Below are 26,934 nucleotides of genomic sequence, written 5' to 3'. Positions count from 1 at the left end.
AAGCAACCACTCAGGTCTTGGTCATCCTGGCTAGAAAGCTCGCCAGAGTCGCATTCGCCTTGATGAAAACTCAAGGCGAGTACATCAGCAGAAGGGCATAAAGGCATTGCCCTAAACCATAGAATCTCCCACGAGTGAACGACCGCTTCCGCCTTAAAGCGCCCCAGTCCTTCTCGCTACAACACCTGCCGCAAGAACGCCTGGGCACGCGGATCCTTCGGCTGAGCGAAGAACTCGGCGGGCGGCGCGTCCTCGAGCAGTTTGCCGTGATCGAAGAACAGCACGCGGTCGGCCACTTCGCGGGCGAAACCCATCTCGTGGGTGACGCAGACCATGGTCATGCCTTCGAGCGCCAGCTGCTTCATCACGTCGAGCACTTCGCCGACCATTTCCGGGTCGAGGGCCGAGGTGGGCTCGTCGAACAGCATTACCTTGGGATCCATGCACAGGGCGCGGGCGATGGCCACGCGCTGCTGCTGGCCGCCGGAGAGGCGCGACGGAAACTCACCGGCCTTCTGGCCGATGCCCACCTTGTCGAGGAGCGCCCGGGCCTTGGCTTCACGCTCGGCCTTGCCGCGCTTGCGCACGACCTTCTGGGCCAGGCACAGATTCTCCAGCACAGTCATGTGCGGGAACAGGTTGAAGTGCTGGAACACCATGCCGACTTCACGACGGTAGGCATTGATGTCGGTCTTCGGGTTGGCGAGATCGAGGCCATCGATGCTCACCGAGCCTTCGTCCAGTTCTTCCAGGCCATTGAGGCAGCGCAGGAAGGTCGACTTGCCGGAGCCGGACGGGCCGATCACCACCAGCACCTCGCCGCGTGCCACCTGGGTGGTCACGCCGTCGACGGCGCGCACCTGCTGGCCGCGGGCGTCGAACACCTTGATCAGATCACGGACTTCAATCACTTTGCGCGAGCCTCCGTTCCAGGCGGTTGGCGATCTGCGACAGCGGCAGGTTGATCACCAGGTAAAGGGCCGCGACGCAGAACCAGATCTCGAACGTGGAGAACGAGGTGGTGATGGCTTCGCGGCCGCTCTTGGTCAGCTCGGTGATGGCGATCACCGAGACCAGCGAGGTGTCCTTGACCAGGCTGATGAACTGCCCGGCCAATGGCGGTAGCACGCGCTTGAACGCCTGCGGCAAGATCACGTGGCGCATAGACTGCGCCGCGCTCAGGCCCAGCGAACGGGCCGCTTCATCCTGACCGCGAACGATGGACTGCACCCCGGCGCGCACGATCTCGCCGACATAGGCGCCGGTGAACAGGGCCAGCGCCGCCACACCGGCGAACTCGCGGGACAAATTGAGCACCGTGCCGATGAAGAAATAGAAGATGAAGATCTGCACCAGCAGCGGCGTGCCGCGCACCAGCTCGACGTAAAGCGTCGACAGGTGGCGCAGCGTTGGGTTGCCGGACAACCGGCACAGGCCGGTGACCAGGCCGATCAGCAAACCGAACACGCCCGCCGCCACGGAGATCCACAGCGTGGTCCACAGCCCCCAGAGCAGCGGCCCAGCGGCCCAGTGACGGGTGACGCCGATGACATCGCCCTCGGCCACGTCGTCGCCTTCGCTGAGCTGCAGGCTGTCGCTGGCCACGGTGAGCTGCTGCTGTTCGCCACCTTCACCGGTCAGGGTAACCAGGGCGTCGCTGCCCTGACGGCTGATGCTCTCGACGCTGCCGTAGTCAGCCGCACGCTGCGCTTCTTCGGCGTGGTAGGCGAAGTACTGGGGAACGCGATTCCAGCGCCATTCGTAGGAAATCAGCGAGGTGGAATACCAGATCGCCAGGATACCCAGGACCAGGATCAGCCCGGTCAGCAGGTGCCAGGGCCACTGGGCTTTCTTCTGTTTAGCCACGGTGAGTGTCTACCCGTTGAGTTGCCAACATGACAGCGCGCGGACTAGCCGCGCGCCGGGTGTAGCGAAGTGAAGCGCGAATGCGCTTACTCCATCTCTTTCAGCCAGTTAGTGCTCTTGAACCACTTGGCGTGGATCCGATCGTAGGTACCGTCTTCGCGGATCTGGTGCAACCAGTTGTTGATCCAGTTGATGCTGTCGTAGTCACCCTTCTTCAGGCCGAAGGCCAGGGGTTCGAAAGTGAACGGCTCATCGAGGAAAACCAGCTTGCCGGCACCGGCCTTGTTCACCGCCACGACGTTGTACGGTGCATCGTAGATGAAGGCATCGGCCTTGCCGTTGACCACGTCCATCACCGCTTCCTGCTCGTTGTCGAAGCCGCTGTACTTGGCCTGGGCGATCAGCTTCTTGGCGACCATCTCGCCGGTGGTGCCGATCTTCGAGGTGATGCGGTAGTCGGCGCTGTTCAGATCCTTGTAGCTCTTGACCTTGTCAGCCAGCTCCTTGCGGATCAGCAGGGTCTGGCCGACCACGATGAAGGGCTCGGAGAAGTTGATGCGCAGGTTGCGCTCCTGGGTCAGGGTCATACCCGAGCCGATCATGTCGAACTTGTCGGTCAGCAGGGCCGGGATGATGCCGTCGTAGGACGTGGAAACCAGCTCCAGCTTGACGCCCATGGCCTTGGTCATGGCCTTGAGCAGGTCGACTTCGAAGCCGATGATCTCACCGCGCTTGTTGGTCATCTCGAAAGGCATGTAAGTCGGGTCCATGCCCACGCGCAGGGTACCGCGCTTGACCGCGTCGTCGATGACGCCAGCTTGGGCGATGCCCGTGAAGGCGCAGACGGATAACAGCAGTGAGGCGACAAGCTTTTTCATTCTTGCTCCTGAAAGGCAAACGATTATGGGGCCGGCTCAGGCTCGTGCACCGGCACGGTGCAAGTGGCTGGCCCTTCGATAAGGCGGCGCGGCATGCTAACCGTGATCGCCGCCGTTGGCGAGAGATACGCGCCAGATCAGCGACAAACAGCAGCGCAGAGCCGCGACTCAGTAGGCAAGAAGCAGGCCAGTGAGCGGCCTCGATCAGGTTTCCAGCAAAAAGGTCACAGGCCCATCGTTGACAAGCTGTACCTGCATGTCGGCACCGAAGCGCCCGCTGGCGACCTGCGGGTGTTGCGCACGTGCCTGTTCGAGCAGGTGGTCGAACAGCGCTTCGCCCAGCGCAGGCGGTGCCGCGGTGGAGAAACCGGGGCGCAGGCCACTGCGGGTATCGGCGGCAAGGGTGAACTGGGAAACCAGCAACAGGCCGCCGCCGATGTCCTTGAGTGACAGGTTCATCTTGCCGGCCGCGTCGCTGAACACCCGGTAATTGAGCAGCTTGTGCAGCAACTTGGCGCAGCTGGCCTCGTTGTCCTGCGGCTCGACGCCAACCAACACCAGCAGGCCCTGCTCGATGGCGCCCACGGTCTCGCCGGCGATATCCACACGGGCGCTGGAAACGCGTTGCAGCAGTGCCTTCATGCTTCGTCCGGCGCCAGGTCGAGCAGGCGATGGGCGATCTCGTCGGCGGCGCGCACCAGCGCATCGGCGATGCCTGGCTCGGCGGCCGAATGACCGGCCTCGCGGATGATCTGCAGCTCGCTGTTGGGCCAGGCCTGATGCAGCGCCCAGGCGTTGTCCAGCGGGCAGATGGCGTCGTAGCGGCCATGTACGATGATGCCCGGCAGGTGGGCGATCTTCGGCATGTCACGCAGCAGCTGATTGGGCTCCAGAAAAGCATCGTTGACGAAGTAGTGGCACTCGATGCGGGCGATCGACAGCGCGCGCAGGCTCTCGGCGAAGCGCTCGACCACCTGGGGGTTTGGCCGCAGCGTGGCGGTACGCCCTTCCCAGCATGACCAGGCCTTGGCGGCGTGCATCTGGGCGATCTGGTCAGAGCCGGTCAGGCGCTTGTAGAACGCCTGCATGAGGTCGCCCTGCTCTTCGGCGGGAATCGGCGCCAGGTAGTCCTGCCAGTAATCGGGGAACAGCCGACTGGCGCCCTCCTGGTAGAACCATTTGAACTCCTGGGGGCGGCACAGGAAGATGCCGCGCAGAATCAGCGCATGCACGCGGTCCGGGTGTTTCTGCGCGTAGGCCAGCGACAGGGTCGAGCCCCAGGACCCACCGAACAGCACCCATTTGTCGATACCCAGGTGCTCGCGGATGCGCTCCATGTCGGCAACCAGATCCCAGGTGGTGTTGTTCTCCAGGCTGGCGTGGGGCGTTGAGCGGCCGCAGCCGCGCTGGTCGAAGGTGACGATACGGTACAGGGTCGGGTCGAAGTAGCGGCGGCTGGCCGCATCGCAGCCGGCGCCAGGGCCACCATGCACGAACAGCACCGGCAGACCGTCCGCCGAGCCGCTTTCGTCCACGTAGAGAACGTGCGGCGTCTGAACCGCCAGTTCGTGGCGGGCGTACGGTTTGATCTCCGGATACAGCGTCTGCATGGTGCCCTCCTGAGGAAGAATTGAGATAGGCTCGGGCACGCTCGCGCGTGGCGGGCTAGTGCGCTCGTTCGGGCATCATAACCATGAAAAGGAAATTCGGCATGTCGAGACGGAAATTTGCCATGCCCCTGCTCCTGCTCCTGCTCGCCGTTCTGCTCAGCGGCTGCAGCGCCAAGGACGACCCGCAGGCCAGGCTGGAAGCCGCCGTGCAGCAACTGCAGGAAAACCTCGAAGCGAAGAAGACCGCGGCGGTGATGGATCAACTGCACAGCGAGTTCCGCGCCCAGCAGGCCAACGACCGCGACTGGGCCAAGCGCACCATGACCTTACTGTTCCTGCGCCACAACAACGTCAAGGTGCTGGCCCTGAGCAAGAACAGCCGCGTGGACGTGACCTACCGCGACAAGGGGTACACGGACGCACAGGTGGGCCTGACCGGAGCTGAAGGACTGATCCCCGATAGCGCCCGGCATTACGCCGTGAAGCTGGAATGGTGGCAGGACGACGGCGGGTGGAAACTCGCGCGGCTGGATTGGGAGTGAGAGCCCTGTGCGGCATTGGCCGAAACGCGGTGATGGATGACGCAGCACCTCACAACTGCATCGCCCGGCAGACGGCCGCCTAGCGCTGCTCTACCCATTAGGATGCGGTTAAACGTAGGGTGGGTGGAGGCATTACCGGCCTGAGGGAATCTCTCGATCCCCGCCGCCGCAACCCAACATCTGCGCACGCCGAATGCTGATCGGCTACGCAATGGTGGGATTCGCGGCCTCTACGAAATACGGCCAGTCACTGCGCCGGTTTGGCGCCGTCACGCCAGATCAGCTCGCTGGTGTCATAGCCCTGTGCGCGGGCCACGGACAGCAGCTCGTCACGCACTTCGTTGGAAATGGTCGGAGTACGCGATAGCAGCCACAGGTATTTGTGGTTGGGGTGGCCGACCAATGCAGTCTGGTAGTCGTCGTCCAGATCCAGCACCCAGTACTCGCCCTTGGTCACGCCGGGCAGCAGGCGGCTGAACCAGTTGTCGAAGGTCACCCACAACTTGTCGGTCTTGCCTTCGACCTGTGGCACGGCGCGGCCCTCGACCTGGTTCCACTGGCCATCGGCTTCGCGGCAGCGGTTGGTGACCGCCACGCTGCCGTCATCCTGCAGTTGGTAGTGCGCCTCGGACTCCACGCAGTTGCGCTGGAAGAACATCGGCAGGCGCGCGATCTCGTACCAGGTGCCCTGGTAGCGCTCGAGATCGACCGAGTCGACGGTCTTCGGCGGCGCCATGCCGGTGCCCGAGTTGGCACAGCCGGTCAGCAGCAGGGCACCCAGTGCAATGGCGCCTAGAATACGTTTGCTCATCACTTCAATCCTTTCGAAGAAAACATGATCACCTTGTCACCGGCGTACTGGACGCTGATGAAACTCACCTGGTCGCCCCAGGTGCAGCTGGACATGCCCAGCGCGCCCGAGCACTCGGTAGGCTTGCCGAGCAGGTTCTCGACCTCGGCCTTGTTCATGCCCGAATAGAGCTTGGCGTAGTTTTCCTGATTGACCTTGCCGCAGGCGGCCAGCATGACGCAGCCTGCCAGCAACGCAATAACGCGCAGACGCATGGGATATCTCCAGTGTCCTGTGAGTGCCGGATGCCGGTTCGACGTCAGAAGCGTGAGCCCGGTTCCGCGAGAAAGCGCAACTCGTCCGCGCTGCTGACGCGCCCGAGAATCTCGTTGCGATGAGGAAAGCGCCCGAAGCGCTCGATGACCTGCTGGTGGCGCACGGCGTAGTCGAGAAAGCCGGCGAACAGCTCGCGCTCGGCATCACCGGCCTGCTCGGCCAGCTCACGGAACAGTTGCACGGCGCGGGTCTGCTGAAGTGGATCCTCGGCGTGCTCAAGCACCAGGTAGATGAACACCCGTTGCAGCGGCGACAGCTCGCGATCCCAACCCAGGGTAATGCCCCGCTCGACCAGTTCTCGGGCGCGAACATCGCCGGCAAAGGCCAGCGGCGTATCGCGGTGGATCATGCGCGGCAGTTGGTCGAGTAACAGCACCTGGGCGAGCCAGCCGTGGGGATCGGCCGACCAGCCCTGCAGCTCGCCGGTGATTGCCTGCTCGACCAGCAAACCGAAGCGCTCACGTGCTTCGGCATCCTGCGCGTCACGCTTGCCGAACCACAGCTTGTGCTTCTCGGCAGCGCTCTGCGCAGCCGTACTCGCCGGGCCGAACCACCAGTCGAGCAACGGCTGCCAGGGCGTCATCGGTCAGCCCTTGTGGTAGCCGGTAACGCGCTCGACTTCTTCCTTGGAACCGAGGAACACCGGCACACGCTGGTGCAGGGAGTCGGGCTGGATGTCGAGGATGCGCTGCACGCCATCGGTGGCGGCGCCACCAGCCTGCTCAATGATGAAGGACATCGGGTTGGCTTCGTACATCAGGCGCAGCTTGCCAGCCTTGTCCGGCTCACGGCTGTCGCGCGGGTACATGAACAGGCCGCCGCGGGTCAGGATGCGGTGCACGTCGGCGACCATCGAGGCGATCCAGCGCATGTTGTAGTTCTTGCCCAGTGGGCCTTCCTTGCCGGCCAGCAGCTCGTCCACATAGCGTTTGACCGGGGCTTCCCAGTGGCGCTGGTTGGACATGTTGATGGCGAATTCGGCGGTACTTTCCGGCACGCTGATGTTGTCGTGGGTGAGCACGAAGCTGCCCAGCTCGCGATCCAGGGTGAAGCCCTTGACGCCGTTGCCCAAGGTCAGGATCAGCATGGTCTGCGGGCCGTAGATGGCGTAACCGGCGGCAACCTGCTGGGTGCCCGGCTGCTGGAAGGCCTTTTCATTGAGGCTTTCATTCTGCGAAAGGTACTCGCTGGGGCAGCGCAGTACCGAGAAGATGGTGCCGACCGAGACGTTGACGTCGATGTTCGAGGAGCCGTCCAGCGGGTCGAATACCAGCAGGTAGGCACCCTTGGGGTACTTACCGGGGATCTGGTAGGCGTTATCCATTTCCTCGGAAGCCATGCCGGCCAGGTGACCGCCCCACTCGTTGGCTTCGAGCAGGATGTCGTTGGAGATCACGTCGAGCTTCTTCTGCACTTCGCCCTGTACGTTCTCGGTGCCCATGCTGCCGAGCACGCCGCCCAGGGCGCCCTTGGAAACGGCATGGCTGATCTCCTTGCACGCACGCGCCACCACTTCGATCAGGAAGCGCAGATCGGCCGGGGTGTTTTGACTACGGGTCTGCTCGATGAGGTAACGGCTCAGGGTAACGCGGGACATGAAGGACTCCGGGAAGGAAGGTAATCGGAAGGAGTTTAACCCTTTCCAGAAACAGACGCCTCAGCGGCGGAGGCCAACCGCGGCAGCGGGCTGCATACGCGGTTACGACCACGGCGTTTGGCTTCGTACAAGGCGGCGTCGGCAGCCTGCAGCAACTCGTCGAGCGCTCTGCCCTGCTCAGGCCACAGCGCCAGGCCAGCCGAGAGGGTCACGTGGCGCAAGCCACTGCGGGTTTCGATCGGTTTTTGCGCCAGTCCCTGGCAGATGGCCTCGAGGCGTTTGGTCGCTTCGCGGGCATCGGCACCGGGAAGAATGACAAGGAACTCCTCACCGCCGATACGAAAGACCGTATCGGAACTGCGCAAGTTCACCAGCAGATACTGGGCGACGCTCCTGAGCACATCGTCGCCATCCAGATGGCCGTATTGATCGTTGAGCTGCTTGAAGTGATCCAAATCGATCAACGCCACTGCCAGCGGGGCGTTCTCACGACGCGCACGAGCCAGCTCACGACCGAACAGCTCGTCCAGATAACGCCGATTGTAAAGGCCGGTCAGCGGGTCGCAGAGTGCCTGTTCACGTAGTTGCTCGTGCAGACTGGTAATGGTGCGCAGGCGTTCCTCGCTCAGCGCGAGGGCTTCAGCGAGCTTGAGTTTGGCGCGTTGGCGCTGGGTCACGTCGCGCAGATAGAGCAACTGGCCGAGTACCAGAATGCCGTGGCGAGTCAGCCGCTCGATGGGGCGCGTGCGTACCTCGAAGTAATGGTTGGCATCGCTCTGGATCAGCAACGGCTCACGCAGCTCACCCTGTTCCACCAACTGCACCGCCAGCTCGCCGCCGAAACCCGGCCAGTCCTGCAGGCGACGCCCCTGCCAGTCGTTCTTCAACCCGCCAAGCTTGAGCGCCGCCTGGTTGGCCTCGATCACCCGCCACTGGGTGTCGACCACCATCACCGGATCGGGCAGCGCTTCGAGCAGCAGATGACGAGCCACCGGCACCATGTCGAACAGCCGTACGCCGAGGATCAGCCAGGAAAACGCCGCCAGGGTGAACACGAAACTGAAGGGCGTCGGGTCGACGCCGAACACCACGAAACCAAAGCCGACATAGGCGATGTTGGCCGACCAGGGCACCGCGGTGATCAGCACGAACGCCAGGTAATGGCGCCGGTGCACGCCATGGCTGATCAGCGCGGCGCGCAGCACCACCACCAGGCTGAAGCTCATGAACAGGTAGACGTACACCGCCGCGGCATAGAACAGCGGGCCGTGGTCGAAGCGGATCGGCGCGCCCGGCTCGCCGGAAACCGGCCCCGTGGCGGCGCCATAGAACAGGCCGTGCCAGGGGTTGCTCAGCACCACCAGCCAGATCAGCAGCGGCATGAGGATCATGCCCAGCATCGAGCGGCGCCCCAGGGGCTGGCGCACGCTGCTCACGTACTGCCAGAGAAACACCGCCCAGAAGGTCGGCACGCTGATGATGCCCGGCCACGACATGGTGGCCCAGAGCATCTTGCACTCGGGCGCCACGGAGGCCACTTCCAGGCCGGCCATGAACATCCACCACATGCTCGCCAGGTGCATCAGGATGAAGGTGTCACGCCCCGGGAAATCGCGCTGATTGATCACCCAGCGTGCCAGCAGCACACCGCCGATACAGACCACTGCGGTGACCAGCACCGCGATGTCGAGGCGCCAGGCGTTGACCAGGCAGGAATTCATGCGCCTGCCCCGCCCGCCCGGCGGCAGAAAACGGCCGGGCACGACGCAGCGCGACGCGAGACACGGGCAAGCATGGAGGACGTATCCATTCCGACAGGCTCAGGATAGAGGCCAGCGCAAAGCGCCTGGCGACCTAAAATCCAGCCGAGCCGCGAGCCAATGAGGGCAGACAGGGAGGGCGGGAATTTTCGCCGCTACAATACTGCAATTCGCTGCATTCTCCGCAGTTTTTTATCGGACCAGTGCAGGGAAAAACGCCGAAGTGGAGCCGCCGGCCGGCAGATAATTGTTCACTATTTCCCCAACATGGCTATGATCGCGCGCCGCCAAACCATGCGAACCTCCCCGAGATGAAAAGCAACCTGATCGCCGCCGCGGAAATCGACCGCCTCGACACCTGGGCACGCTACACCGCCGACATGTGCCACAGCTGCATTTCCAGCTGCTGTCAGCTGCCGGTCGAAGTGCGTATCAATGACCTGATCCGTATCGGCGTGGTCGACGAATTCGAGCGTGGCGAACCGCCGCGCAACATCGCCAAGCGCCTGCAGAAAGACGGCCTGGTGGAGCGCTTCAACCAGAAGTCCGGAATCTTCACCCTGACGCGCATGAGCAACAACGACTGCTATTACCTGGATCGCAAGACCCGGCTGTGCACCATCTATGACCGGCGCCCGGACACCTGCCGTAATCATCCCAAGATCGGCCCGCGCCCGGGCTACTGCGCCTGGCGGCCTAAGTAAGGCTGCAACGTCTGGTTACCCGGACGCCTGAACACCACGCTTCGCTGATCCCTCGAATCCTCCACACCGGCCCGCACCGCCACCCGGAGGATTTCCATGCGCTCCCGCTTTCTTGCACACGCCCTGTTTGCTGCTCTCGCCGCTGCACTGGCAGGCACTGCAACGGGCGACAGCGCGCGGCCTGACTGGCAGGAGCCGCTGCTCGAACGCCTGCAGGCAATCACCGCCAAACAGAACGGCGAGCTGGGCGTCTACGTCAAGGATCTACACAGCAACCTGGCGGTCACCCTGCGTGCTGAAGAACGTTGGTATATGGCCTCCGGGATCAAGGTGCCGGTGGCCATTGCGGTGCTGCGCGGTGTCGAGCGCGGCGACTGGCAGCTCGACACACGCCTGTCGCTTGAAGCTGACGATTTTGTCGATGGTGCCGGCAGCACCAACCAGTACGGGCCCGGCGAGCGCCTGAGCGTGCGCTTTCTGCTCGAGCAGATGATCATCTACAGCGACAACACCGCCACCGACCGGCTGATTCGCCTGGCCGGCCTGGATGCCGTAAACGGCTTGGTGCGCGAACTGGTGCCAGAGGGCTTCGAGCCGATCACCACCCTGGGCGACGTGCGCCGGCATATCTATGCCGAATTGCACCCGGCGGCGGCGAAGCTCGGTGGCCGCGACCTGCTGCGTCTGCGCCAGGCACGCCAGGACGACGCGCGCCTGAACCGCCTGGCCGAGCTACTCGGCGTCCCACGTTCGGCCCTGGCACCGATCAGCCTGGGCAGCGCTTACACCGCCTACTACCGCAGCAACCTCAACGCCGCCACGCTCTCGGCCTATGGCGAGCTGCTCGAACGGCTGGCCACCGGCCAGGCATTGGGCAATGAGCAGACCGCCTACCTGCTGTCGGTGATGAGTCGAGTCAAGACCGGCAGCAAACGCCTGATCGCCGGCCTGCCAAAGGACGCCCGCCTCGCCCACAAGACCGGCACCCAGCGTGCGCGTATCTGTGACTCGGGGCTGATCGAAACACCTCAGCGTGGCGCCGCCGAGCCGGTACTGATCGTCGCCTGCGTGCAGGGCGAACTGTCCCTGAGCAAGGCCGAACGCACCTTGCGCCAGGTGGGCGAAGCCCTCACAGACTCTGGAGTGCTGAGCCGTGACGCAATCAACTGAGGGCCTGGCCATGAAGATCCTGTTCGCGGGCCTCGCCCTGCTTGGTTGTGCGGCGCTGTCTCTGTGGCTGTGGGCTGCACCCCAACGAGACGCGCGTTTCGACGCTTTGGCCGAGCGGCTGCGCGAACTCGACGAGGCCTCGCCCGGTCAGTTGGGCGTCTATCTGCTGCGCACTGCTGACGGCAGCGAGCTGAGCCATCAAGCCGAGCGCAGCTGGTACCTGGCCTCGGCCACCAAGGCGGCAATCGCCATCGCCGTGCTGCAGGAAGTCGACGACGGCAAGCTGCAGCTCGACCAGCCGATCACCCTCGAAGAAGGCGACCGGGTCGACGGCTCCGGTGGCCTGGTGTGGGAAGACGCCGGCTCCCGTTACAGCGTCGGTGAACTGCTGCGCGAGATGTTGCAGGAGAGTGATAACACCGCCGCCGACATGCTGATCCGCGCAGCCGGCCTGGAGCGCATCAACGAGCGTATCACTGCAGCCGCCGGCGGCGACTTCGGCAAGGTGACCCGTCTGCTGGACGTGCGCCGCGACCTGTACGGGCAGCTGCACTCCGACGCCCGCTCAATTGAAAATCGCCAGATCGTCGAAATCGCCGCGGCGCCGCTCGGCCCGCAGCGAGTCGAGGCGGTGGCCAACGCCCTGGACATGAAGCCCGAACAGCTGGAAACCCGCGACATCGACCAGGCCTACCGGCGCTATTACGAGAGCGGCCTGAACAGCGCCACGCTGGTCGCCTACGGGCAGCTGCTCGGCAAGCTGGCCAAGGGCGAATTACTCTCCCGGCCCAGCACCGAACTGCTTTACGACATCATGGGCCTGGACAGCTACGAGGCCTATCGCCTGGAAGCCGGCCTGAGCGAACAGCTGCCCTTTATTCAGAAAACCGGCACCCAGCGCGGCCGCGCCTGCCACATGGGCATCGCCAACCCAGAGGGCGAAGACGCCCTGGTCATCCTCGCCTGCGCCGAGGCGCTCGATGAGGACGCCGAAGCCGGCAAGCTGTTCGAACGGGTCGGCGAGGCGATTCAGGAGCTGGTGCTGGACGCGCCTGCCGAAACGGCCTGAAAGCCCGCAGTATTAGCCACAGCGGCGCTTGCGCTCAGGCGCGTCCGTTGGCCGCACGCAACACACTGAGCGCCATCAGCACCAACACGCCGACACCGATCAACAGCACGGCCCACAAACCGGCGCGCTTCCAGTCGAAGCCAGGCTCCGCCGGCAGGGCCGCAGGCTCCAAATCAACCTGCGCAATCCGGCCATCGATGACCGCCTGCCCCATGCCCGCCAGGCGCTGTGCATCGAAACCGGGCACCAGGGTGGTGACGGGCAGGCTCCCCGCCTGTGCATTCGTCCGGCCAAGGGCCAGCTGATAAGGCGGATTGCCGCGAACCAGAAACAGCAGCTCAGTCGCGCGCATGGCAACCTGCAGACGCGGCTCGCTCAGCCCCAGACCGCCGCCGCGGCTATCGACCTGCAAGCGCAACTGGCTGACCGGCAGGGGCGGCAGCTCGATCTGATCCTGCACCAGCTCGTGACCATCACCAGGCAGTCGGTAAAGAACCGAGTTCGCCAGCGGCGCCCACGGCCCTTTGCTGTCGCGTCGCCCCTCCAGCATCACCGGAGCCAGGCTGTTGGCCTGCTCGATCTCGACGCGCACGCGCTCCAGTGGCAAGGCCAGCGGCAGGGTCCAGGTAACGCCCTGCTCATCCACCTGCCCCTGCAGCGCAGCCGACCAGATAAGCGCAGCAGGTTCGGCCTTACTGCGTGTGCCGCTGACACTGGCAGCGCTGAGGTTGGCCGCCTGCTCCGGCGCCAGCCACAGCAGGCGCAGGTAGCGCGCCCGGATAGTCGGCAGCTCCACTTCGCTCTTGTCGATGCGTTCGCCATTGAAGCTCAGGCGGGCGACCTGCCCCTCGCCCACGGGCCGCCAATGATCCAGGTCGTCACTGGCCTCGATGCTGAAGCGCTGGAAGCCTTCGCTCTCGGCCTGCCACTCCAGGTAGAGGCGCTGCAGGGAAAAGTCTGTGGCGCTGGCGTCCAGCAACCAGCCGCGCAACACCTCGGCAGTGGCGGCCGGTTCGGCGACTTCGATGATCGAGCCATCATCGCCACGCTGCACACGCAAGGTCGGCACGGCATCGCGGCGTCCTGCCGGACCACGCAGCGGGAACAGCCTCAGATCGGCGCGCTGCTGGCTCTCGGCAAAGCGCTCGGCGCCGGGGATCAGGCTGTAGGCCAGGCGCTCGCCTTCGCCATTGAACAGGCGCAGGTCGCGAAAGTCGGCGTGGTGGGCAGCAAGCTGAGCTTCCATCGGCAACTGCATCCGATACCAGGGGCCCTCGCCACTGAGGGTCAGCGGTACGCTCACGGCATAGTCCAGGGGACGCTCGGAAAGCTCGGCCGCGGCCACCAGAGGCGTGCCCAGCGTAAGCAGCGCCAACGCGATATTCAGCTTCATGCTGGCACCTGCTCCTTGGCTTCTCGGCGTGGCGGCAGCGGGGCGAAATAGCCCACCACCAGCAGGAGCACGCCGACGCCGATAAAGGAAATGATCCGCTCCAGGCTACCGCTGTTGCCCAGGTCGACGAAGAATAGCTTAACGACCACCACACCGATCAGCGACGCGCCGACCATCCACAGATCACGCCGTACACGTATATGCCCGGTAATGGTCAGGCCCAAGGCGATCAGCGTCCAGACGATGGACAGCCCAGCCTGCACCAGCTGCGACCCCACCAGTGCATCGGCCTGGAACGGCACCTGCCCCCAATGGACGGCGGTGCGGCAGACCATCATGGTCAAGAGCGCGAACAAGGAAGCACCCATCACGTCCTGGGTCGCCCTGCGCAGGTGTTCTGCTCTGATCGCCAGCATGGCCAGGCCTTGCCGGGCCCAGTGCTGCACGGCGAAAAGCACGATCAGCATGCCCAGCTCAAGCGGGTTGATCAGCGGCACATACGGCAGTGGCTCGGCAGAACCGTCACTGAGCAGGTTGACCAGCCAGAACCAGCCCAGCAAGACAACGGCGATTGGCAACGCCGCATAGCTGCGGTACTCCCGCGGATAGGCCGCCATCGGCCAGGGTAGCGCCCGGCGCACGCTCATCAGCAGCAGGAAGGCGCACGGCACCAGCACCCAGCCCAGCCAGCGCCAGGCGTTGTAGTTTTCCGCCAGGGCCGCGAACAGGAAGCGCAGCTCCAGCGCCACGACGCCGAGCAGCAACCAGCAACCAAGCACATGACTGCTGCGCACCAGCACCTCCGGCGCCAGCCCGACAACGCGCCGCAGCATCAGCAAATGCACGATGAACAGCGCCGGCCAGGCCAGCCAGCCAAGCTCAGCCAGCGGGTGATAGTCCAGATGCCAGGCGAACGGTACGGCGGCGAAACCCAGCGGCACCAGCGCCAGACTGAGCACCGCCAGTGCCTGCCAGCGCTGATGCAGAGCGAACAGGGTGGTGGAGGCCAGACTGATCACCGCGACCAGCAGGAATACGTGCGCCTGCAGTGGCTCCGGAACGAAGCGCGCTATCTCGCTGAACGCTGCCAGCAGCCACCAGGCGGCGAACCAGCACAGCGGCACATTGGATAGCTCCTGCAACGCCATAGACCGCAGGTCGGCACGGTTCAAACGCCCGGCAAGGTGCAGGCGCCAAGCGCAGAACAGGCCCGCCAGCGCCAGCAGCACGGGCGCCCAGAACGCCAGGTGGGCGAGCGGCCGTTGGGTTTCGTCTACCAACGCCTGGTAGAGCCCGTCACTGAAGATCAGGTAGATGATGCCGCCCAAGGCCTGCACCACTAAAGCGCCGGTCAGCAGGCTGCGCGCGCCCAGCGACAATCCGGCAAACAACGTCGCGGCGCCGGCCACGGCCCAGGCGGCAGCCGTGGCGTAGGGCCCGAAACACAGCGGAGCGAGCAAATAGAGGAAGGCCAGGCCGCCATAGGCCAGGGCAGGCTGAAGCTTGCGCTCGCGATCCGTAACGGTATCTCCCGCGCCGCGCAGCTGCAGGAAGCTGAACAGCAGCGCTACTCCGAGCATCAGCGCACCGAGTGCCGAGCCGGTAAGCAAGGTGTCGTAACCGAAGCGTACGTCCCACAGATAGGCCGCCGCGGCGGCCACTTGCAGCAGCAGGGCGAACAGGCGCGCGAACACACGCTGCTGACGCAATGCCAGCCAGTACAGGCCAGCGCCTTCGACCGCCCAGGCGGCGGAAGTCCAGCGGGCATCCAGCCCCAGCGGAATGGCCAGGGTAGCGAATATCACGCCCAGCGCCAGGCAGGTTTCCATCAATAGCACGGGACGCTCCGGTGCACGGGCAACCAGCACCCGGGCCAGCGCCATGTACAGCAGGCCCATGGCCAACGCGCTGAACGCCGGGCCGAAGGGCAGGTGCTGAACCACCGCATACTGCAATCCGAAGCCCACCAGCGGTGTGCCGAACAGCACACTGCCATCGACATAACCTGCCTGGCGCGCCGACCACTTGAGCAGGGCCTGGCGGGAGTCGTTCTCCGGCTCGCTCGGCGCCTCGAGCAGACGGCGACGTGCGAACAGCAGGCCGATGGCCACGTACATCAGGAAGAACAGCAGCAGGAACGCCTGGGTGCTGAGCCACAGATCCGGCGTGTAGGAACGCAGGCCCCAGGCCAGACCGATACCGAAGGTGCCGACGAAACCGATCAGGTTGAGCTCACGCCAGGCCTTGAACCAGGCGATGGCGAAGATCCCGGCGTTGAGCAGAGCGAAATAGCTGAACAGCGCAACATGGCTGCCACCGCCGCTGGAGGCCAGGATCGGCGCCGCGAAGCCGCCAAGCGCGGCCGCTGCGGCCAGGCCACGCGCGTCCTGCAGGATAGCCAGCACGGCGGAGCAGAGCGTTACCACTACCAGCAGCACCATCGCGACCTGCGGCGAGAGCAAGGGGTGCAGGCGCATGGCCGCGAATACCGTCAGGTACAGCACGGCGATACCGCCGCCCTGCATCAGCAGGGCATAGGCCGGGCGCCGCCGGCGCAGCCACCAGCCCAGGGCCAACAGCGCAATCGCCGCCAGCGCCACACCGGCGTAGCGCAACTCGATGGCGACCACCACCCGCTCGGAGGCATAACGCAGCAGGAAGGCCAGCCCCAGAAAGAGCAGCACCAGGCCCACGCGCAGCACGGTATTGCCGCCCAGCAGCCAGTCACGGGCAGCGGTGATGCCACGTTCGATAAGGCCCGGCGCTGGCGGCTCGGTAACGCGCGCAGCTGCCGGGACAGGCGGCACGTCAGGAGGCTCCGAAACGGGCTCCGGGCTCGACTGTACCGCCGGCTCGCCAGGCGAGGCGGCGGGCAGTTCCAGCTCAAGCTCCCAATCAGGCTCCGCGGCTGGTTCTACGGGCGCCGCAGCAGCTTGCTCGACAGCAGGCTGCGCAAGTGGCTCTTCATGGGGCTCGACCGCGACATCGGTTTGTGGCGGCGCGCCCGTCTCCAGCCGCAGCAGGCGCTCATGCAGATCGCCCGTGCCCAGGTTGAAGCGTTCGATCAACCCTGCCAGCGACTTGCGCAGCGCCTCGTGCTGAAGCCTCAGCGCCTGCAGCGCGATCGCCTGCCCTACCGCCAGCCCGACGAAAGCGCCCAGCAGCGCGCCGGCCATCGCCTCGCCACTCACGGCGCCCAACACCAGGGCACCGAGTACCAGCCCGATCAGCATGAAAATCCACTGCATGCGTTCGAATCCTTGAAGAGAAGATCATCCATGCCAGGCACTGGCCTGGCAGAGCGCGAATTATAGGGGCTGCGCGCACCGCTTGGATGATGCAGTCGATCACAAATGTGGCAGACGAACATCAAGCCGAACCCGGCGGCTCGCCTGCGCATCGGCACAGACAACACAGAAGCGGATTGTTCCTGGCAGCCGGCAAAAAATGCTCGATTTTGGCGACTCTGCCTGCATTGCCAGCACCCACAAAAAAGCCCCCGCCGGTTCACACCGGCGGGGGCTTGTTCAGTCAGCTAGAACGGGATCAGTTCTTGGCTTTCTTGGCAGCGCGGGTGCGCTCGCCTTCGTCGAGGATCTTCTTGCGCAGACGGATCGACTTCGGCGTCACTTCGCACAGCTCGTCGTCCTGGATGAATTCCAGAGCCTGCTCCAGGGTGAAGCGAACCGGCGGCACCAGGGCGATGGTTTCGTCCTTGCCCGAAGCACGCATGTTGTCGAGCTTCTTGCCCTTGGTTGGGTTGACGCCCAGGTCGTTGTCGCGGCTGTTCAGGCCGATGATCTGACCGTTGTAGACTTCCTGGCCGTGCTCGACGAACAGCTTGCCGCGCGCCTGCAGGGTTTCCAGGGAGTAGGTCAGCGCCTTGCCGGTATCGATCGACACCAGTACGCCGTTCTGGCGGCCGGACATGTGGCCCGACTTCATCACGTCGTAACGGTCGAAGATAGAGGTCAGGATGCCTGCACCGTTGGTCAGGGTCAGGAAGGCGTTACGGAAGCCGATCAGACCACGAGCCGGGATGTTGTATTCCAGGCGTACGCGACCTTTGCCGTCCGGCACCATGTTGCTCAGGTCGCCTTTACGCAGACCCATTTCTTCCATGACCTTGCCCTGGGATTCTTCCGGGATGTCGATGGTGACGTTCTCGTACGGCTCGTGCTTGGCGCCGTCGACTTCACGGATGATCACTTCCGGACGGCCAACGCCCATCTCGAAGCCTTCGCGACGCATGTTCTCGATCAGTACCGACAGGTGCAGCTCACCGCGGCCGGAGACCTTGAACTTGTCGGCCGAGTCGCCTTCTTCGACGCGCAGGGCCACGTTGTACAGCAGTTCCTTGTCCAGACGCTCCTTGATGTTGCGGCTGGTGACGAACTTGCCTTCCTTGCCGCAGAACGGCGAATCGTTGACCTGGAAGGTCATGGAAACGGTCGGCTCGTCGACGGTCAGCGGCTTCATGGCCTCGACGTTGTTCTGGTCGCACAGGGTGTCGGAGATGAACAGCTCGTCCATGCCGCTGACGCAGACGATGTCGCCGGCAGTGGCTTCTTCGACGTCAACGCGGTGCAGACCGTGGTGGCCCATCAGCTTGAGGATACGGCCGTTACGTTTCTTGCCTTCGGTGTCGATGGCAGTGACCGGGGTGTTCGGCTTGACGCGACCACGGGCGATACGGCCAACACCGATGATGCCCAGGAAGCTGTTGTAGTCCAGTGCCGAAATCTGCATCTGGAACGGACCGTCGACGTCGACGTTCGGCGCAGGAACGTGGTCAACGATGGCCTGGTACAGCGGAGTCAGGTCTTCGGCCATGTCGGTGTGGTCAAGACCGGCGATGCCGTTCAGGGCGCTGGCGTAGACGACCTGGAAGTCCAGCTGCTCTTCGGTGGCACCGAGGTTGTCGAATAGGTCGAAGATCTGGTCCATGACCCAGTCAGGACGCGCGCCCGGACGGTCGATCTTGTTGATCACAACGATCGGACGCAGGCCGGCTTCGAAGGCCTTCTTGGTCACGAAACGGGTTTGCGGCATCGGGCCGTCCTGGGCGTCGACGACCAGCAGTACGGAGTCGACCATCGACATCACGCGTTCTACTTCACCGCCGAAGTCGGCGTGGCCGGGGGTGTCGACGATGTTGATGCGGTAGTCGTTCCACTTGATGGCGGTGTTCTTGGCCAGAATGGTGATGCCGCGCTCTTTTTCCTGGTCGTTGCTGTCCATCACGCGCTCGTCGTTGAGCTCGCTGCGCTCCAGGGTGCCGGACTGACGCAGCAGGGCGTCGACCAGGGTGGTCTTGCCATGGTCAACGTGGGCGATGATGGCGATATTGCGTAGATTCTCGATCACAGTAGTGGTCTCGTAGGTTGGGTCGGGCTACCCGGCAGTTGCTTCAAGGGCCCAACGCGAAAAATCGGGATTAAGGGTAAAGGCAGTCTGTTAAGGCTGTGTGGCGGCAAACTCGCCACCAATCGGGTCGGGAGGGCGATGGCGGATGCTGCCGCCATTGAGCCCGGGCGTCTTATGCCGGACGATAAACGCGCACATTGGCATGCCCCTCGCTCAGCAGGTGATGGGCATGCAGGCGGCTCATGACGCCCCTGTCGCAATAAAGGAGGTACTGGCGGTTCTCGTCCAGCTCCTTGAAACGGTTGTTGATGGCGTAGAACGGCAACGCCTGGACTTCCACGCCCTCGATTTCCAGCGGCTCATCTTCGGCCTGGTCGGGGTGGCGAATATCGATCACCACGTGGCCGGGCAGCGCCTCGGCGACTTCCTCGACCTGCACGTCCTGGCCCAGCTCTTCGATCACCCGATCGATGGCGATCAGGCGCGCACGCTCGAGGGCGCGCTCGAGCACCGCCATGTCGAACTGTTCTTCTTCATGGACGACGCGATGGGGCTTGGCCTTGGTGGTCGGGTTCACCGAAATCACGCCGCAATACTCGGGCATGTGACGGGCGAACTCGGCCGTGCCGATGGCTTCGGCGGTGTCGATGATGTCCTGCTTGTGGCTGGCGATCAGCGGGCGCAGCACCAGCTTGTCGGTGACCGAGTCGATCACCGAGAGGTTCGGCAGGGTCTGGCTGGACACCTGGCTGATTGCCTCGCCGGTCACCAGAGCATCGATCTGCAGACGCTCGGCCAGGCGGCTGGCGGCGCGCAGCATCATGCGCTTGAGGGTGACGCCCATGTAGCTGTTGTCGACCTTGCCGAGAATCTCGCCGAGCACTTCCTCGAACGGCACGCTGATGAACAGCACGCGCTGGCTGCTGCCGTACTTCTTCCACAGGTAGTGAGCGACTTCCATCACGCCCAGCTCGTGGGCGCGGCCGCCGAGGTTGAAGAAGCAGAAGTGGCTCATCAAGCCACGGCGCATGATCTGGTAGGCCGCCACGGTGGAGTCGAAGCCGCCGCTCATCAGCACCAGGGTCTGCTCCAGCGAGCCCAGGGGGTAGCCACCCAGGCCCGGGTGCTGGTGATGAATGACGTACAGGCGCTCGTTGCGGATCTCGATGCGTACTTCGACCTCGGGTTTCTTCAGGTCGATACCGGCAGCGCCGCACTGCTGGCGCAGCTGGCTGCCGACGTAGCGCTCCACATCTATAGAGGAGAACGAATGGCGGCCACCGCGCTTGCAGCGCACCGAGAAGATCTTGCCGGCCAGTTGCTCGCCGTAATGGAGCTTGCACTTGGCGACGATATCGTCGAAGTCGCCCAGCGGATATTCGTCGATCTGCAGGAAGTGCACGATGCCTGGCACGCAGCTCAGGCGCTCGACGATCTCCTGCTGGACCTTGGGCTCGGCCACCTCGGTTTTCACTTCCAGATTGTCCCAGACACCGGTGACCTGCAGCTGCGGGTCGAGATCACGCAACACCACGCGGATGTTCTTGGCCAGCTGCCGAATGAAGTTCTTGCGAACCGGCGGGCTCTTGATGGTGATTTCCGGGAAGACTTTGACGATCAGTTTCATGGGAGCAAATGTCGGGGGCCAGGGCCTGAAAAACAGGGGCGCGGATTATAAAGGAAATTGCTCAACCTTTGATCAAAAATCCGCAAACAATCTGACGCCGCACCAAGATCGAACACAATGCCAATAAATTGCACCATTGAGGTGCTTAAGTGGTTCGTTTTGTAGCGCCACTAGCTGCTACAGCGCTGTGTTTCGGGGCATGCGTCCATCACGGGGCACTGGCATGCATATTGCTCCCTTGTGAGGCAGGGTGTCCTGGCCGACTATCGGGCCCGGCGTCACGAACTCAAAGAAGGGTCAACGAACGACCCTATCCACCTGGAGGACAACATGTCTAAGGCTGTTCAACTGATCAAAGAACACGACGTGAAGTGGGTAGACCTGCGCTTCACCGATACCAAAGGTAAGCAGCACCACGTGACCATGCCGGCCCGTGACGCCCTGGACGAAGACTTCTTCGAACACGGCAAGATGTTCGACGGCTCCTCCATCCACGGCTGGAAAGGCATCGAAGCCTCCGACATGATCCTGATGCCGGTTGACGATACCGCCGTACTGGATCCGTTCACCGAAGAGCCGACCCTGATCCTGGTCTGCGACATCATCGAGCCGAGCACCATGCAAGGCTATGACCGCGATCCACGCTCCATCGCCAAGCGCGCCGAAGAATTCCTCAAAGGCACCGGCCTGGGCGACACCGTATTCGTGGGCCCGGAGCCCGAGTTCTTCATCTTCGACGAAGTGAAGTTCAAGTCCGACATCTCCGGCTCGATGTTCAAGATCTACTCCGAGCAAGGCTCCTGGATGACCGACCAGGACGTGGAAGGCGGCAACAAAGGCCACCGTCCAGCCGTCAAGGGCGGTTACTTCCCGGTTCCGCCGTGCGACCACGACCACGAAATCCGTACTGCCATGTGTAATGCCATGGAAGAAATGGGCCTGGTCGTCGAAGTGCACCACCACGAAGTGGCCACCGCCGGCCAGAACGAAATCGGTGTGAAGTTCAACACCCTGGTCGCCAAGGCTGACGAAGTTCAGACCCTGAAGTACTGCGTACACAACGTGGCCGATGCCTACGGTAAAACCGCGACCTTCATGCCCAAGCCCCTGTACGGCGACAACGGTTCGGGTATGCACGTCCACATGTCGATCTCCAAAGACGGCAAGAACACTTTCGCAGGCGAAGGCTATGCCGGTCTGTCCGAGACCGCTCTGTACTTCATCGGCGGCATCATCAAGCACGGTAAGGCCCTGAACGGCTTCACCAACCCGTCGACCAACTCCTACAAGCGCCTGGTTCCGGGCTTCGAAGCGCCGGTCATGCTGGCCTACTCGGCTCGCAACCGTTCCGCTTCGATCCGTATCCCGTACGTGTCGAGCCCGAAAGCCCGCCGTATCGAAGCGCGCTTCCCGGATCCGGCTGCCAACCCGTACCTGGCCTTCGCTGCATTGCTGATGGCCGGTATCGACGGTATCCAGAACAAGATCCACCCTGGCGACGCAGCGGACAAGAACCTGTACGACCTGCCGCCGGAAGAAGGCAAGCTGATCCCGCAGGTTTGCGGCAGCCTGAAAGAAGCCTTGGAAGAGCTGGACAAGGGCCGCGCGTTCCTGACCAAGGGCGGCGTGTTCTCCGACGATTTCATCGATGCTTACATCGAGCTGAAATCGGAAGAAGAAATCAAGGTACGCACCTTCGTACACCCGCTGGAATACGACCTTTACTACAGCGTCTAAGCCAGCCACGCTGCCTGGCGGCGTAACGAAAACCTCCCCGGTTCTGCCGGGGAGGTTTTTTTATGCCCGCCACCTGCGAAACGTGGCAGGCGAGAGTGAAAATGGCCCCAGTCCTTTTTTATGCCCGGCTATTTTTCAGCGCCAGTGCAAATCCTTGGAGCCGCGCGCTTGCCAGCACGCGATGGCGGTGCAAGGCTATCGCCATCACCCGACAGGAGAACGGCCCGATGCGCCGCACGCTCACTTGCCTGCTGCTGATCCTGGCCCTGCCGGTCAGCGCACAGATCTACAAGTACACTGACGCCAACGGCAACACGGTGTTCACCAACCAGCCGCCGGAAGGTACCAAGGCCGAAAGCGTCGAGCTCAAGCCGATCAACACCAGCACCTCGGCGGAAGCGCCCACTACAACCAACAGCGAACCGCGCCTGAGCGAACTGCCGCAAAATCCCTACCAGATTCTCGAACTGCGCGACCTGCCCAGCGAGGAAGCGCTGCGCGCCAACAATGGCACCTTTTCCGTGGGTGTGACCATCGAGCCGCGCCTGGGTCCCGGCCATAGCCTGCGCCTGCTTCTCGACGGCAAACCTTATGGCCAGCCTAGCAACGTGCCGCGCCTGCAACTGACTGAAGTGGACCGCGGCGAGCACAGCATTGCCGTGGCCGTGATGCAGGGCGAGCGGATCGTTCAGCAGAGCGAGACGCGCACCTTCACGGTGCAGCGGGTCAGCACCAACAGCCAGGGCCGGGGTAACTGAAGGCCATGCGCGCGCTGCTTTTCGCCCTGTTACTGGTCGCCCTGCCGAGCTTCGCCCAGGTCTACACCTACGTGGATGCCGAGGGTAACCGGGTGTTCACCGACAGCCCGCGCGATGGCAACGCCAAACAGGTGCAGATGGCGCCGTCCAACCGCATCGAGCAGCCAACCCGGCGCCTGTCACCCCCTCCCGCTCCTGCCGCCCCCGCCGGACCGATCCTCAGCTACGAGCTGCTGCGCATCACCATCCCGCAGCCTGACGCGACCATCAACGACAACGCCGGCAACCTGATCGTCACCGCCAATGCCGAGCCAGCCCTGTACCCGGGCCACCGCTATCGCCTGCTGCTCGATGGCCAGCCCTACGGCGAAGCTGGGCGCAGCCCGGTGTTCCCCTTGCAGAATATCGACCGCGGCACCCACCAGATTGCCGTGGAGATCATCACCGAGGGCGGCATCATCGTCGAACGCACGCCAAGCCAGCCCTTCCACATGAAGCGCGTGTCCCTGGCCCAGAAGCGCAAGGTTCGCCCCTGCGAAAAGGACGATTACGGCGTGCGCCCCGAGTGCCCGATCGAGGACAAGCCCAAGGAAGAGGACAAAGGCATCATCGGCATCCTGCCGTTCCTTTAACTTTCGGCTCGACTTCAGCGCTGTGCCTGCAGAGTGGCGGGCGGCGATCCGCTGTAGCTCCGAGCTCTTTGCCTGCCTTGATAAAGAACTCGAGGCTAAAGCCTCTCTCACAAAGCTCCGCGCCTGTCGTCCGCTTCTGCCTTGTAGCAGCCTCTTCCATCTCGCCTAAAAGATTGTGAGCAGACTCCGGGCCTATCCGCGAGATATTTGCTCACACTCAGCTCGCACCATTAAGGTGCGCACTGGCGCACCGATTTCTATACTCGTCCCAAATTGGCACACGCCTACCAGCCTCACTGCGCCGAAAAGAGGCCAATTACGGGAGTTTTCTGCTGCCTGCGCTTCTTTGCAGGGCTTTGGTTTGCTTCTTGCATTTTCTCCCGCACTGCCGCGAGCCAGGGCGATTCGCTCTCACTCGCCGGCCCTTCTGCCCTACCGCACGAGGAACGACTTTTGGCTGGCCCACCCCTGCAACGAGACTTGCCACGCTGCGCCACGTTGCCAGACAACGACATGGCCGTGCTCCAAGCAAGCTGCACGCTGGCGGGCGCAGAGCGATGATCATCAACGACTCGCTGCATCGCCTGCTGCTCGACAATCTGACCACAGCGACGCTGCTGCTCAACGCCGACCTGCGCCTGGAATACATGAACCCCGCCGCGGAGATGCTTCTGGCGGTCAGCGGCCAACGCAGCCATGGCCAGTTCATCAGCGAACTGTTCACCGAAACCCGCGAAGCCCTCGGCGCCTTGAGACAGGCGGTGGCCGAAGCCCACCCGTTCAACAAGCGCGAGGCGGTGCTAACCACCCAGACTGGCCAGAGCCTGACCGTCGACTACGCCGTGACGCCGGTACTCAGCCGCGGTGAAACCCTGCTGCTGCTCGAAGTGCACCCGCGCGACCGGCTGCTGCGCATCACCAAGGAAGAGGCTCAACTGTCCAAGCAGGAAACCACCAAGCTACTGGTGCGCGGCCTGGCCCACGAGATCAAGAACCCCCTGGGCGGCATTCGTGGAGCTGCCCAGCTGCTGGCCCGCGAGTTGCCCGAAGAGAGCCTCAAGGATTACACCAACGTGATCATCGAGGAGTCCGACCGCCTGCGTAACCTGGTCGACCGCATGCTCGGCTCCAACAAACTGCCGTCCCTGGCAATCACCAACGTGCATGAGGTGCTCGAGCGCGTCGCCAGCCTGGTGGAAGCGGAAAGCCAGGGCAGCGTGGTGCTGGTGCGCGATTACGACCCAAGCATCCCCGACCTGATCGTCGACCGCGAGCAGATGATCCAGGCGGTGCTCAACATCGTGCGTAATGCCATGCAGGCGCTGGCCGCCAAACCCGAGCTGCGTCCCGGCCGCATCACCCTGCGCACGCGCACCCTGCGACAGTTCACCATCGGCTACATCCGCCACCGCCTGGTGACCAAGATCGAGATCATCGACAACGGCCCGGGCATTCCGCCAGAGCTGCAGGAAACCATCTTCTATCCCATGGTCAGCGGGCGTGCCGACGGCACCGGGCTGGGCCTGGCGATTACCCAGAACATCATCAGTCAGCATCAAGGCCTGATCGAATGCGAGAGCCACCCCGGGCAAACCGTGTTCTCGATCTTTCTGCCGCTGGAACAAGGAGCAACGCCGACATGAGCCGAAGTGAAACCGTATGGATCGTTGACGACGACCGCTCCATCCGCTGGGTCCTGGAAAAGGCCCTGCAACAGGAAGGCATGAGCACCCAGAGTTTCGACAGCGCCGATGGCGTGCTGGGCCGCCTCTCGCGTCAACAGCCGGACGTGATCATTTCCGATATCCGCATGCCCGGCTCCAGCGGCCTTGAGCTGCTGTCGAGCATCCGCGAAATGCATCCGCGCCTGCCGGTGATCATCATGACCGCCCACTCGGACCTGGACAGCGCCGTGGCGTCCTACCAGGGTGGCGCCTTCGAATACCTGCCCAAGCCGTTCGACGTCGACGAGGCGGTGTCGCTGGTAAAACGTGCCAACCAACACGCCAAGGAGCAGCAGGGCCTGCACGTGCCGGCCGCCCAGGCGCGTACCCCGGAAATCATCGGTGAAGCGCCGGCGATGCAGGAGGTGTTCCGTGCCATCGGCCGCTTGAGCCACTCCAACATCACCGTGCTGATCAATGGTGAGTCGGGTACCGGTAAAGAGCTGGTCGCCCATGCCCTGCACCGCCACAGCCCGCGCGCCGCTTCGCCGTTCATCGCGCTGAACATGGCGGCTATCCCCAAGGACCTGATGGAATCCGAGCTATTCGGCCACGAGAAAGGCGCCTTCACCGGCGCGGCCAACCAGCGTCGCGGGCGCTTCGAGCAGGCCGACGGCGGCACCCTGTTCCTCGACGAGATCGGCGACATGCCGGCCGACACCCAGACCCGGCTGCTGCGCGTGCTGGCCGACGGTGAGTTCTACCGCGTGGGCGGTCATACGCCGGTCAAGGTGGATGTGCGCATCATCGCCGCCACCCACCAGAACCTGGAAAGCCTGGTCACCGCCGGCAAGTTTCGCGAAGACCTGTTCCACCGCCTCAACGTGATCCGCATCCATATCCCCCGGCTGTCGGATCGCCGCGAAGACATCCCCACTCTGGCCCGCCACTTCCTCGCCCGCGCAGCCACCGAGCTGGCAGTCGAGCCCAAATTGCTGAAAAGCGAAACCGAGGATTACCTGCAGCAGCTGCAGTGGCCCGGCAACGTGCGCCAGTTGGAGAACACCTGCCGGTGGATCACCGTGATGGCCTCGGGGCGCGAAGTGCATGTCGACGACCTGCCGCCGGAGCTGCTGGTGCAGCCTCAGGACAACGCGCCGGTCAGCAACTGGGAGCAGGCGCTGCGCCAGTGGGCCGACCAGGCCCTGGGCCGCGGCCAGTCGAACCTGCTCGATAGCGCCGTGCCGGCCTTCGAACGGATCATGATCGAGACCGCCCTCAAGCACACCGCCGGTCGCCGCCGTGACGCCGCCCTGCTACTGGGCTGGGGTCGCAACACCCTGACCCGCAAGATCAAGGAGCTGGGCATGAACGTCGACGGCTCCGAAGACGACGACAGCGACGACAACTAAGCCGTACCTGCAAAGACAAGAA

The 26,934-nt window shown here is 63.7% G+C and carries 23 protein-coding genes and 1 pseudogene; 10 read left to right on the top strand and 14 right to left on the bottom strand.

The window, feature by feature from the left end:
• Nucleotides 1-101 (top strand): annotated as a pseudogene (locus tag FB481_RS23345) (IS110 family transposase); the annotation flags it as partial.
• Between the two features lie 75 nt (nt 102-176).
• On the opposite strand, the gene FB481_RS07210 reads toward FB481_RS23345, so the two are convergent.
• From FB481_RS07210 to pip, 5 genes are all read right to left on the bottom strand, one after another.
• Nucleotides 177-911, bottom strand: a complete 735-nt coding sequence (locus FB481_RS07210; protein WP_013792947.1) for an amino acid ABC transporter ATP-binding protein — start codon at nt 909-911, stop codon at nt 177-179.
• A complete protein-coding gene (locus tag FB481_RS07205; RefSeq protein ID WP_093500020.1) occupies nt 904-1,866 on the bottom strand; it encodes an amino acid ABC transporter permease in 963 nt (320 codons plus the stop codon). The genes FB481_RS07210 and FB481_RS07205 overlap by 8 nt, the downstream gene beginning before the upstream one ends.
• Nucleotides 1,867-1,952: 86 nt before the next feature.
• Nucleotides 1,953-2,744 (bottom strand): transporter substrate-binding domain-containing protein, encoded by a 792-nt coding sequence (locus FB481_RS07200; protein ID WP_075928801.1) that lies wholly within the window; start codon nt 2,742-2,744, stop codon nt 1,953-1,955.
• Nucleotides 2,745-2,948: 204 nt separating this feature from the next.
• Nucleotides 2,949-3,386, bottom strand: coding sequence for a D-aminoacyl-tRNA deacylase (gene dtd, locus FB481_RS07195; protein ID WP_147175668.1), 438 nt, complete (start codon nt 3,384-3,386; stop codon nt 2,949-2,951).
• Nucleotides 3,383-4,354: a prolyl aminopeptidase gene (gene pip / locus FB481_RS07190; RefSeq protein WP_147175667.1), complete on the bottom strand. Its 972-nt coding sequence runs from the start codon at nt 4,352-4,354 to the stop codon at nt 3,383-3,385. The genes dtd and pip overlap by 4 nt, the downstream gene beginning before the upstream one ends.
• A gap of 101 nt (nt 4,355-4,455) precedes the next feature.
• Here pip and FB481_RS07185 point away from each other — a divergent pair, with 101 nt between their 5' ends.
• The gene (locus tag FB481_RS07185; protein ID WP_147175666.1) at nt 4,456-4,896 is read left to right on the top strand and encodes a hypothetical protein; all 441 of its coding nucleotides are present in this window, start codon (nt 4,456-4,458) and stop codon (nt 4,894-4,896) included.
• A 247-nt stretch (nt 4,897-5,143) separates the two neighbouring features.
• On the opposite strand, the gene FB481_RS07180 is transcribed toward FB481_RS07185, so the two are convergent.
• From FB481_RS07180 to FB481_RS07160, 5 genes are read right to left on the bottom strand one after another with little or no spacing between them, the layout of a single operon-like run.
• Nucleotides 5,144-5,707 (bottom strand): lipocalin family protein, encoded by a 564-nt coding sequence (locus tag FB481_RS07180; RefSeq protein ID WP_147175665.1) that lies wholly within the window; start codon nt 5,705-5,707, stop codon nt 5,144-5,146.
• Nucleotides 5,707-5,961, bottom strand: a complete 255-nt coding sequence (gene bamE, locus FB481_RS07175) for an outer membrane protein assembly factor BamE (protein WP_013792954.1) — start codon at nt 5,959-5,961, stop codon at nt 5,707-5,709. Before bamE ends, FB481_RS07180 begins: the two co-directional genes overlap by 1 nt.
• A 44-nt stretch (nt 5,962-6,005) precedes the next feature.
• A complete protein-coding gene (locus tag FB481_RS07170) occupies nt 6,006-6,605 on the bottom strand; it encodes a DUF924 family protein (RefSeq protein ID WP_147175664.1) in 600 nt (199 codons plus the stop codon).
• Nucleotides 6,606-6,608: 3 nt separating this feature from the next.
• Nucleotides 6,609-7,619, bottom strand: coding sequence for a class 1 fructose-bisphosphatase (locus tag FB481_RS07165; RefSeq protein ID WP_013792956.1), 1,011 nt, complete (start codon nt 7,617-7,619; stop codon nt 6,609-6,611).
• A gap of 35 nt (nt 7,620-7,654) precedes the next feature.
• Nucleotides 7,655-9,340 (bottom strand): histidine kinase N-terminal 7TM domain-containing protein, encoded by a 1,686-nt coding sequence (locus FB481_RS07160; RefSeq protein WP_093500033.1) that lies wholly within the window; start codon nt 9,338-9,340, stop codon nt 7,655-7,657.
• A gap of 350 nt (nt 9,341-9,690) precedes the next feature.
• Between FB481_RS07160 and FB481_RS07155 the strand changes: the two genes are divergently transcribed.
• The 3 genes from FB481_RS07155 to FB481_RS07145 all read left to right on the top strand — a co-directional run bounded on the left by FB481_RS07155 (nt 9,691) and on the right by FB481_RS07145 (nt 12,322).
• The gene (locus tag FB481_RS07155; RefSeq protein ID WP_093500035.1) at nt 9,691-10,083 is read left to right on the top strand and encodes a YkgJ family cysteine cluster protein; all 393 of its coding nucleotides are present in this window, start codon (nt 9,691-9,693) and stop codon (nt 10,081-10,083) included.
• A 96-nt stretch (nt 10,084-10,179) separates the two neighbouring features.
• Complete coding sequence (locus FB481_RS07150; protein WP_147175663.1) at nt 10,180-11,253, top strand: serine hydrolase; 1,074 nt, start codon at nt 10,180-10,182, stop codon at nt 11,251-11,253.
• The gene (locus tag FB481_RS07145) at nt 11,237-12,322 is read left to right on the top strand and encodes a serine hydrolase (protein ID WP_256662714.1); all 1,086 of its coding nucleotides are present in this window, start codon (nt 11,237-11,239) and stop codon (nt 12,320-12,322) included. Before FB481_RS07150 ends, FB481_RS07145 begins: the two co-directional genes overlap by 17 nt.
• A gap of 34 nt (nt 12,323-12,356) precedes the next feature.
• On the opposite strand, the gene FB481_RS07140 is transcribed toward FB481_RS07145, so the two are convergent.
• From FB481_RS07140 to thiI, 4 genes are all read right to left on the bottom strand, one after another.
• A complete protein-coding gene (locus FB481_RS07140) occupies nt 12,357-13,715 on the bottom strand; it encodes a DUF3999 domain-containing protein (RefSeq protein WP_147175662.1) in 1,359 nt (452 codons plus the stop codon).
• Entirely contained in the window at nt 13,712-16,963 is a 3,252-nt protein-coding gene (locus tag FB481_RS07135; RefSeq protein WP_147175661.1) for a DUF2339 domain-containing protein, read from the bottom strand. Before FB481_RS07135 ends, FB481_RS07140 begins: the two co-directional genes overlap by 4 nt.
• Nucleotides 16,964-17,261: 298 nt before the next feature.
• On the bottom strand, nt 17,262-19,082 hold the full coding sequence (typA, locus tag FB481_RS07130; protein WP_075928791.1) for a translational GTPase TypA: 1,821 nt from the start codon (nt 19,080-19,082) through the stop codon (nt 17,262-17,264).
• 172 nt (nt 19,083-19,254) lie between these two features.
• The gene (gene thiI, locus FB481_RS07125) at nt 19,255-20,709 is read right to left on the bottom strand and encodes a tRNA uracil 4-sulfurtransferase ThiI (RefSeq protein WP_147175660.1); all 1,455 of its coding nucleotides are present in this window, start codon (nt 20,707-20,709) and stop codon (nt 19,255-19,257) included.
• A 330-nt stretch (nt 20,710-21,039) separates the two neighbouring features.
• Between thiI and glnA the strand changes: the two genes are divergently transcribed.
• The 5 genes from glnA (at nt 21,040) to ntrC (ending at nt 26,912) form a co-directional block, all read left to right on the top strand.
• Nucleotides 21,040-22,446 (top strand): glutamate--ammonia ligase, encoded by a 1,407-nt coding sequence (glnA, locus tag FB481_RS07120; RefSeq protein WP_093500051.1) that lies wholly within the window; start codon nt 21,040-21,042, stop codon nt 22,444-22,446.
• 227 nt (nt 22,447-22,673) lie between these two features.
• Entirely contained in the window at nt 22,674-23,204 is a 531-nt protein-coding gene (locus FB481_RS07115; RefSeq protein WP_147175659.1) for a DUF4124 domain-containing protein, read from the top strand.
• A gap of 5 nt (nt 23,205-23,209) precedes the next feature.
• Nucleotides 23,210-23,836 (top strand): DUF4124 domain-containing protein, encoded by a 627-nt coding sequence (locus FB481_RS07110; RefSeq protein WP_147175658.1) that lies wholly within the window; start codon nt 23,210-23,212, stop codon nt 23,834-23,836.
• 557 nt (nt 23,837-24,393) lie between these two features.
• Nucleotides 24,394-25,479, top strand: a complete 1,086-nt coding sequence (glnL, locus tag FB481_RS07105) for a nitrogen regulation protein NR(II) (RefSeq protein ID WP_013792978.1) — start codon at nt 24,394-24,396, stop codon at nt 25,477-25,479.
• Nucleotides 25,476-26,912, top strand: a complete 1,437-nt coding sequence (gene ntrC, locus FB481_RS07100) for a nitrogen regulation protein NR(I) (protein ID WP_093500057.1) — start codon at nt 25,476-25,478, stop codon at nt 26,910-26,912. The genes glnL and ntrC overlap by 4 nt, the downstream gene beginning before the upstream one ends.
• The last annotated feature ends 22 nt before the right edge of the window (nt 26,913-26,934 follow it).

This window comes from Pseudomonas sp. AG1028, assembly GCF_007993955.1.
Taxonomy (GTDB): domain Bacteria; phylum Pseudomonadota; class Gammaproteobacteria; order Pseudomonadales; family Pseudomonadaceae; genus Aquipseudomonas; species Aquipseudomonas straminea.
Note: the sequence above shows the minus strand (reverse complement) of the source record. Positions and strands in the feature narration are given on the sequence as shown.

Bases quoted from the DNA above. Each gene is read 5' to 3' on its own strand.
- FB481_RS07200 (WP_075928801.1), bottom strand. From the start codon at position 2,744: ATGAAAAAGCTTGTCGCCTCACTGCTGTTATCCGTCTGCGCCTTCACG.
- dtd (WP_147175668.1), bottom strand. From the start codon at position 3,386: ATGAAGGCACTGCTGCAACGCGTTTCCAGCGCCCGTGTGGATATCGCC.
- pip (WP_147175667.1), bottom strand. From the start codon at position 4,354: ATGCAGACGCTGTATCCGGAGATCAAACCGTACGCCCGCCACGAACTG.
- FB481_RS07185 (WP_147175666.1), top strand. From the start codon at position 4,456: ATGTCGAGACGGAAATTTGCCATGCCCCTGCTCCTGCTCCTGCTCGCC.
- FB481_RS07180 (WP_147175665.1), bottom strand. From the start codon at position 5,707: ATGAGCAAACGTATTCTAGGCGCCATTGCACTGGGTGCCCTGCTGCTG.
- bamE (WP_013792954.1), bottom strand. From the start codon at position 5,961: ATGCGTCTGCGCGTTATTGCGTTGCTGGCAGGCTGCGTCATGCTGGCC.
- FB481_RS07170 (WP_147175664.1), bottom strand. From the start codon at position 6,605: ATGACGCCCTGGCAGCCGTTGCTCGACTGGTGGTTCGGCCCGGCGAGT.
- FB481_RS07165 (WP_013792956.1), bottom strand. From the start codon at position 7,619: ATGTCCCGCGTTACCCTGAGCCGTTACCTCATCGAGCAGACCCGTAGT.
- FB481_RS07160 (WP_093500033.1), bottom strand. From the start codon at position 9,340: ATGAATTCCTGCCTGGTCAACGCCTGGCGCCTCGACATCGCGGTGCTG.
- FB481_RS07155 (WP_093500035.1), top strand. From the start codon at position 9,691: ATGAAAAGCAACCTGATCGCCGCCGCGGAAATCGACCGCCTCGACACC.
- FB481_RS07150 (WP_147175663.1), top strand. From the start codon at position 10,180: ATGCGCTCCCGCTTTCTTGCACACGCCCTGTTTGCTGCTCTCGCCGCT.
- FB481_RS07140 (WP_147175662.1), bottom strand. From the start codon at position 13,715: ATGAAGCTGAATATCGCGTTGGCGCTGCTTACGCTGGGCACGCCTCTG.
- FB481_RS07135 (WP_147175661.1), bottom strand. From the start codon at position 16,963: ATGCAGTGGATTTTCATGCTGATCGGGCTGGTACTCGGTGCCCTGGTG.
- thiI (WP_147175660.1), bottom strand. From the start codon at position 20,709: ATGAAACTGATCGTCAAAGTCTTCCCGGAAATCACCATCAAGAGCCCG.
- glnA (WP_093500051.1), top strand. From the start codon at position 21,040: ATGTCTAAGGCTGTTCAACTGATCAAAGAACACGACGTGAAGTGGGTA.
- FB481_RS07115 (WP_147175659.1), top strand. From the start codon at position 22,674: ATGCGCCGCACGCTCACTTGCCTGCTGCTGATCCTGGCCCTGCCGGTC.
- FB481_RS07110 (WP_147175658.1), top strand. From the start codon at position 23,210: ATGCGCGCGCTGCTTTTCGCCCTGTTACTGGTCGCCCTGCCGAGCTTC.
- glnL (WP_013792978.1), top strand. From the start codon at position 24,394: ATGATCATCAACGACTCGCTGCATCGCCTGCTGCTCGACAATCTGACC.
- ntrC (WP_093500057.1), top strand. From the start codon at position 25,476: ATGAGCCGAAGTGAAACCGTATGGATCGTTGACGACGACCGCTCCATC.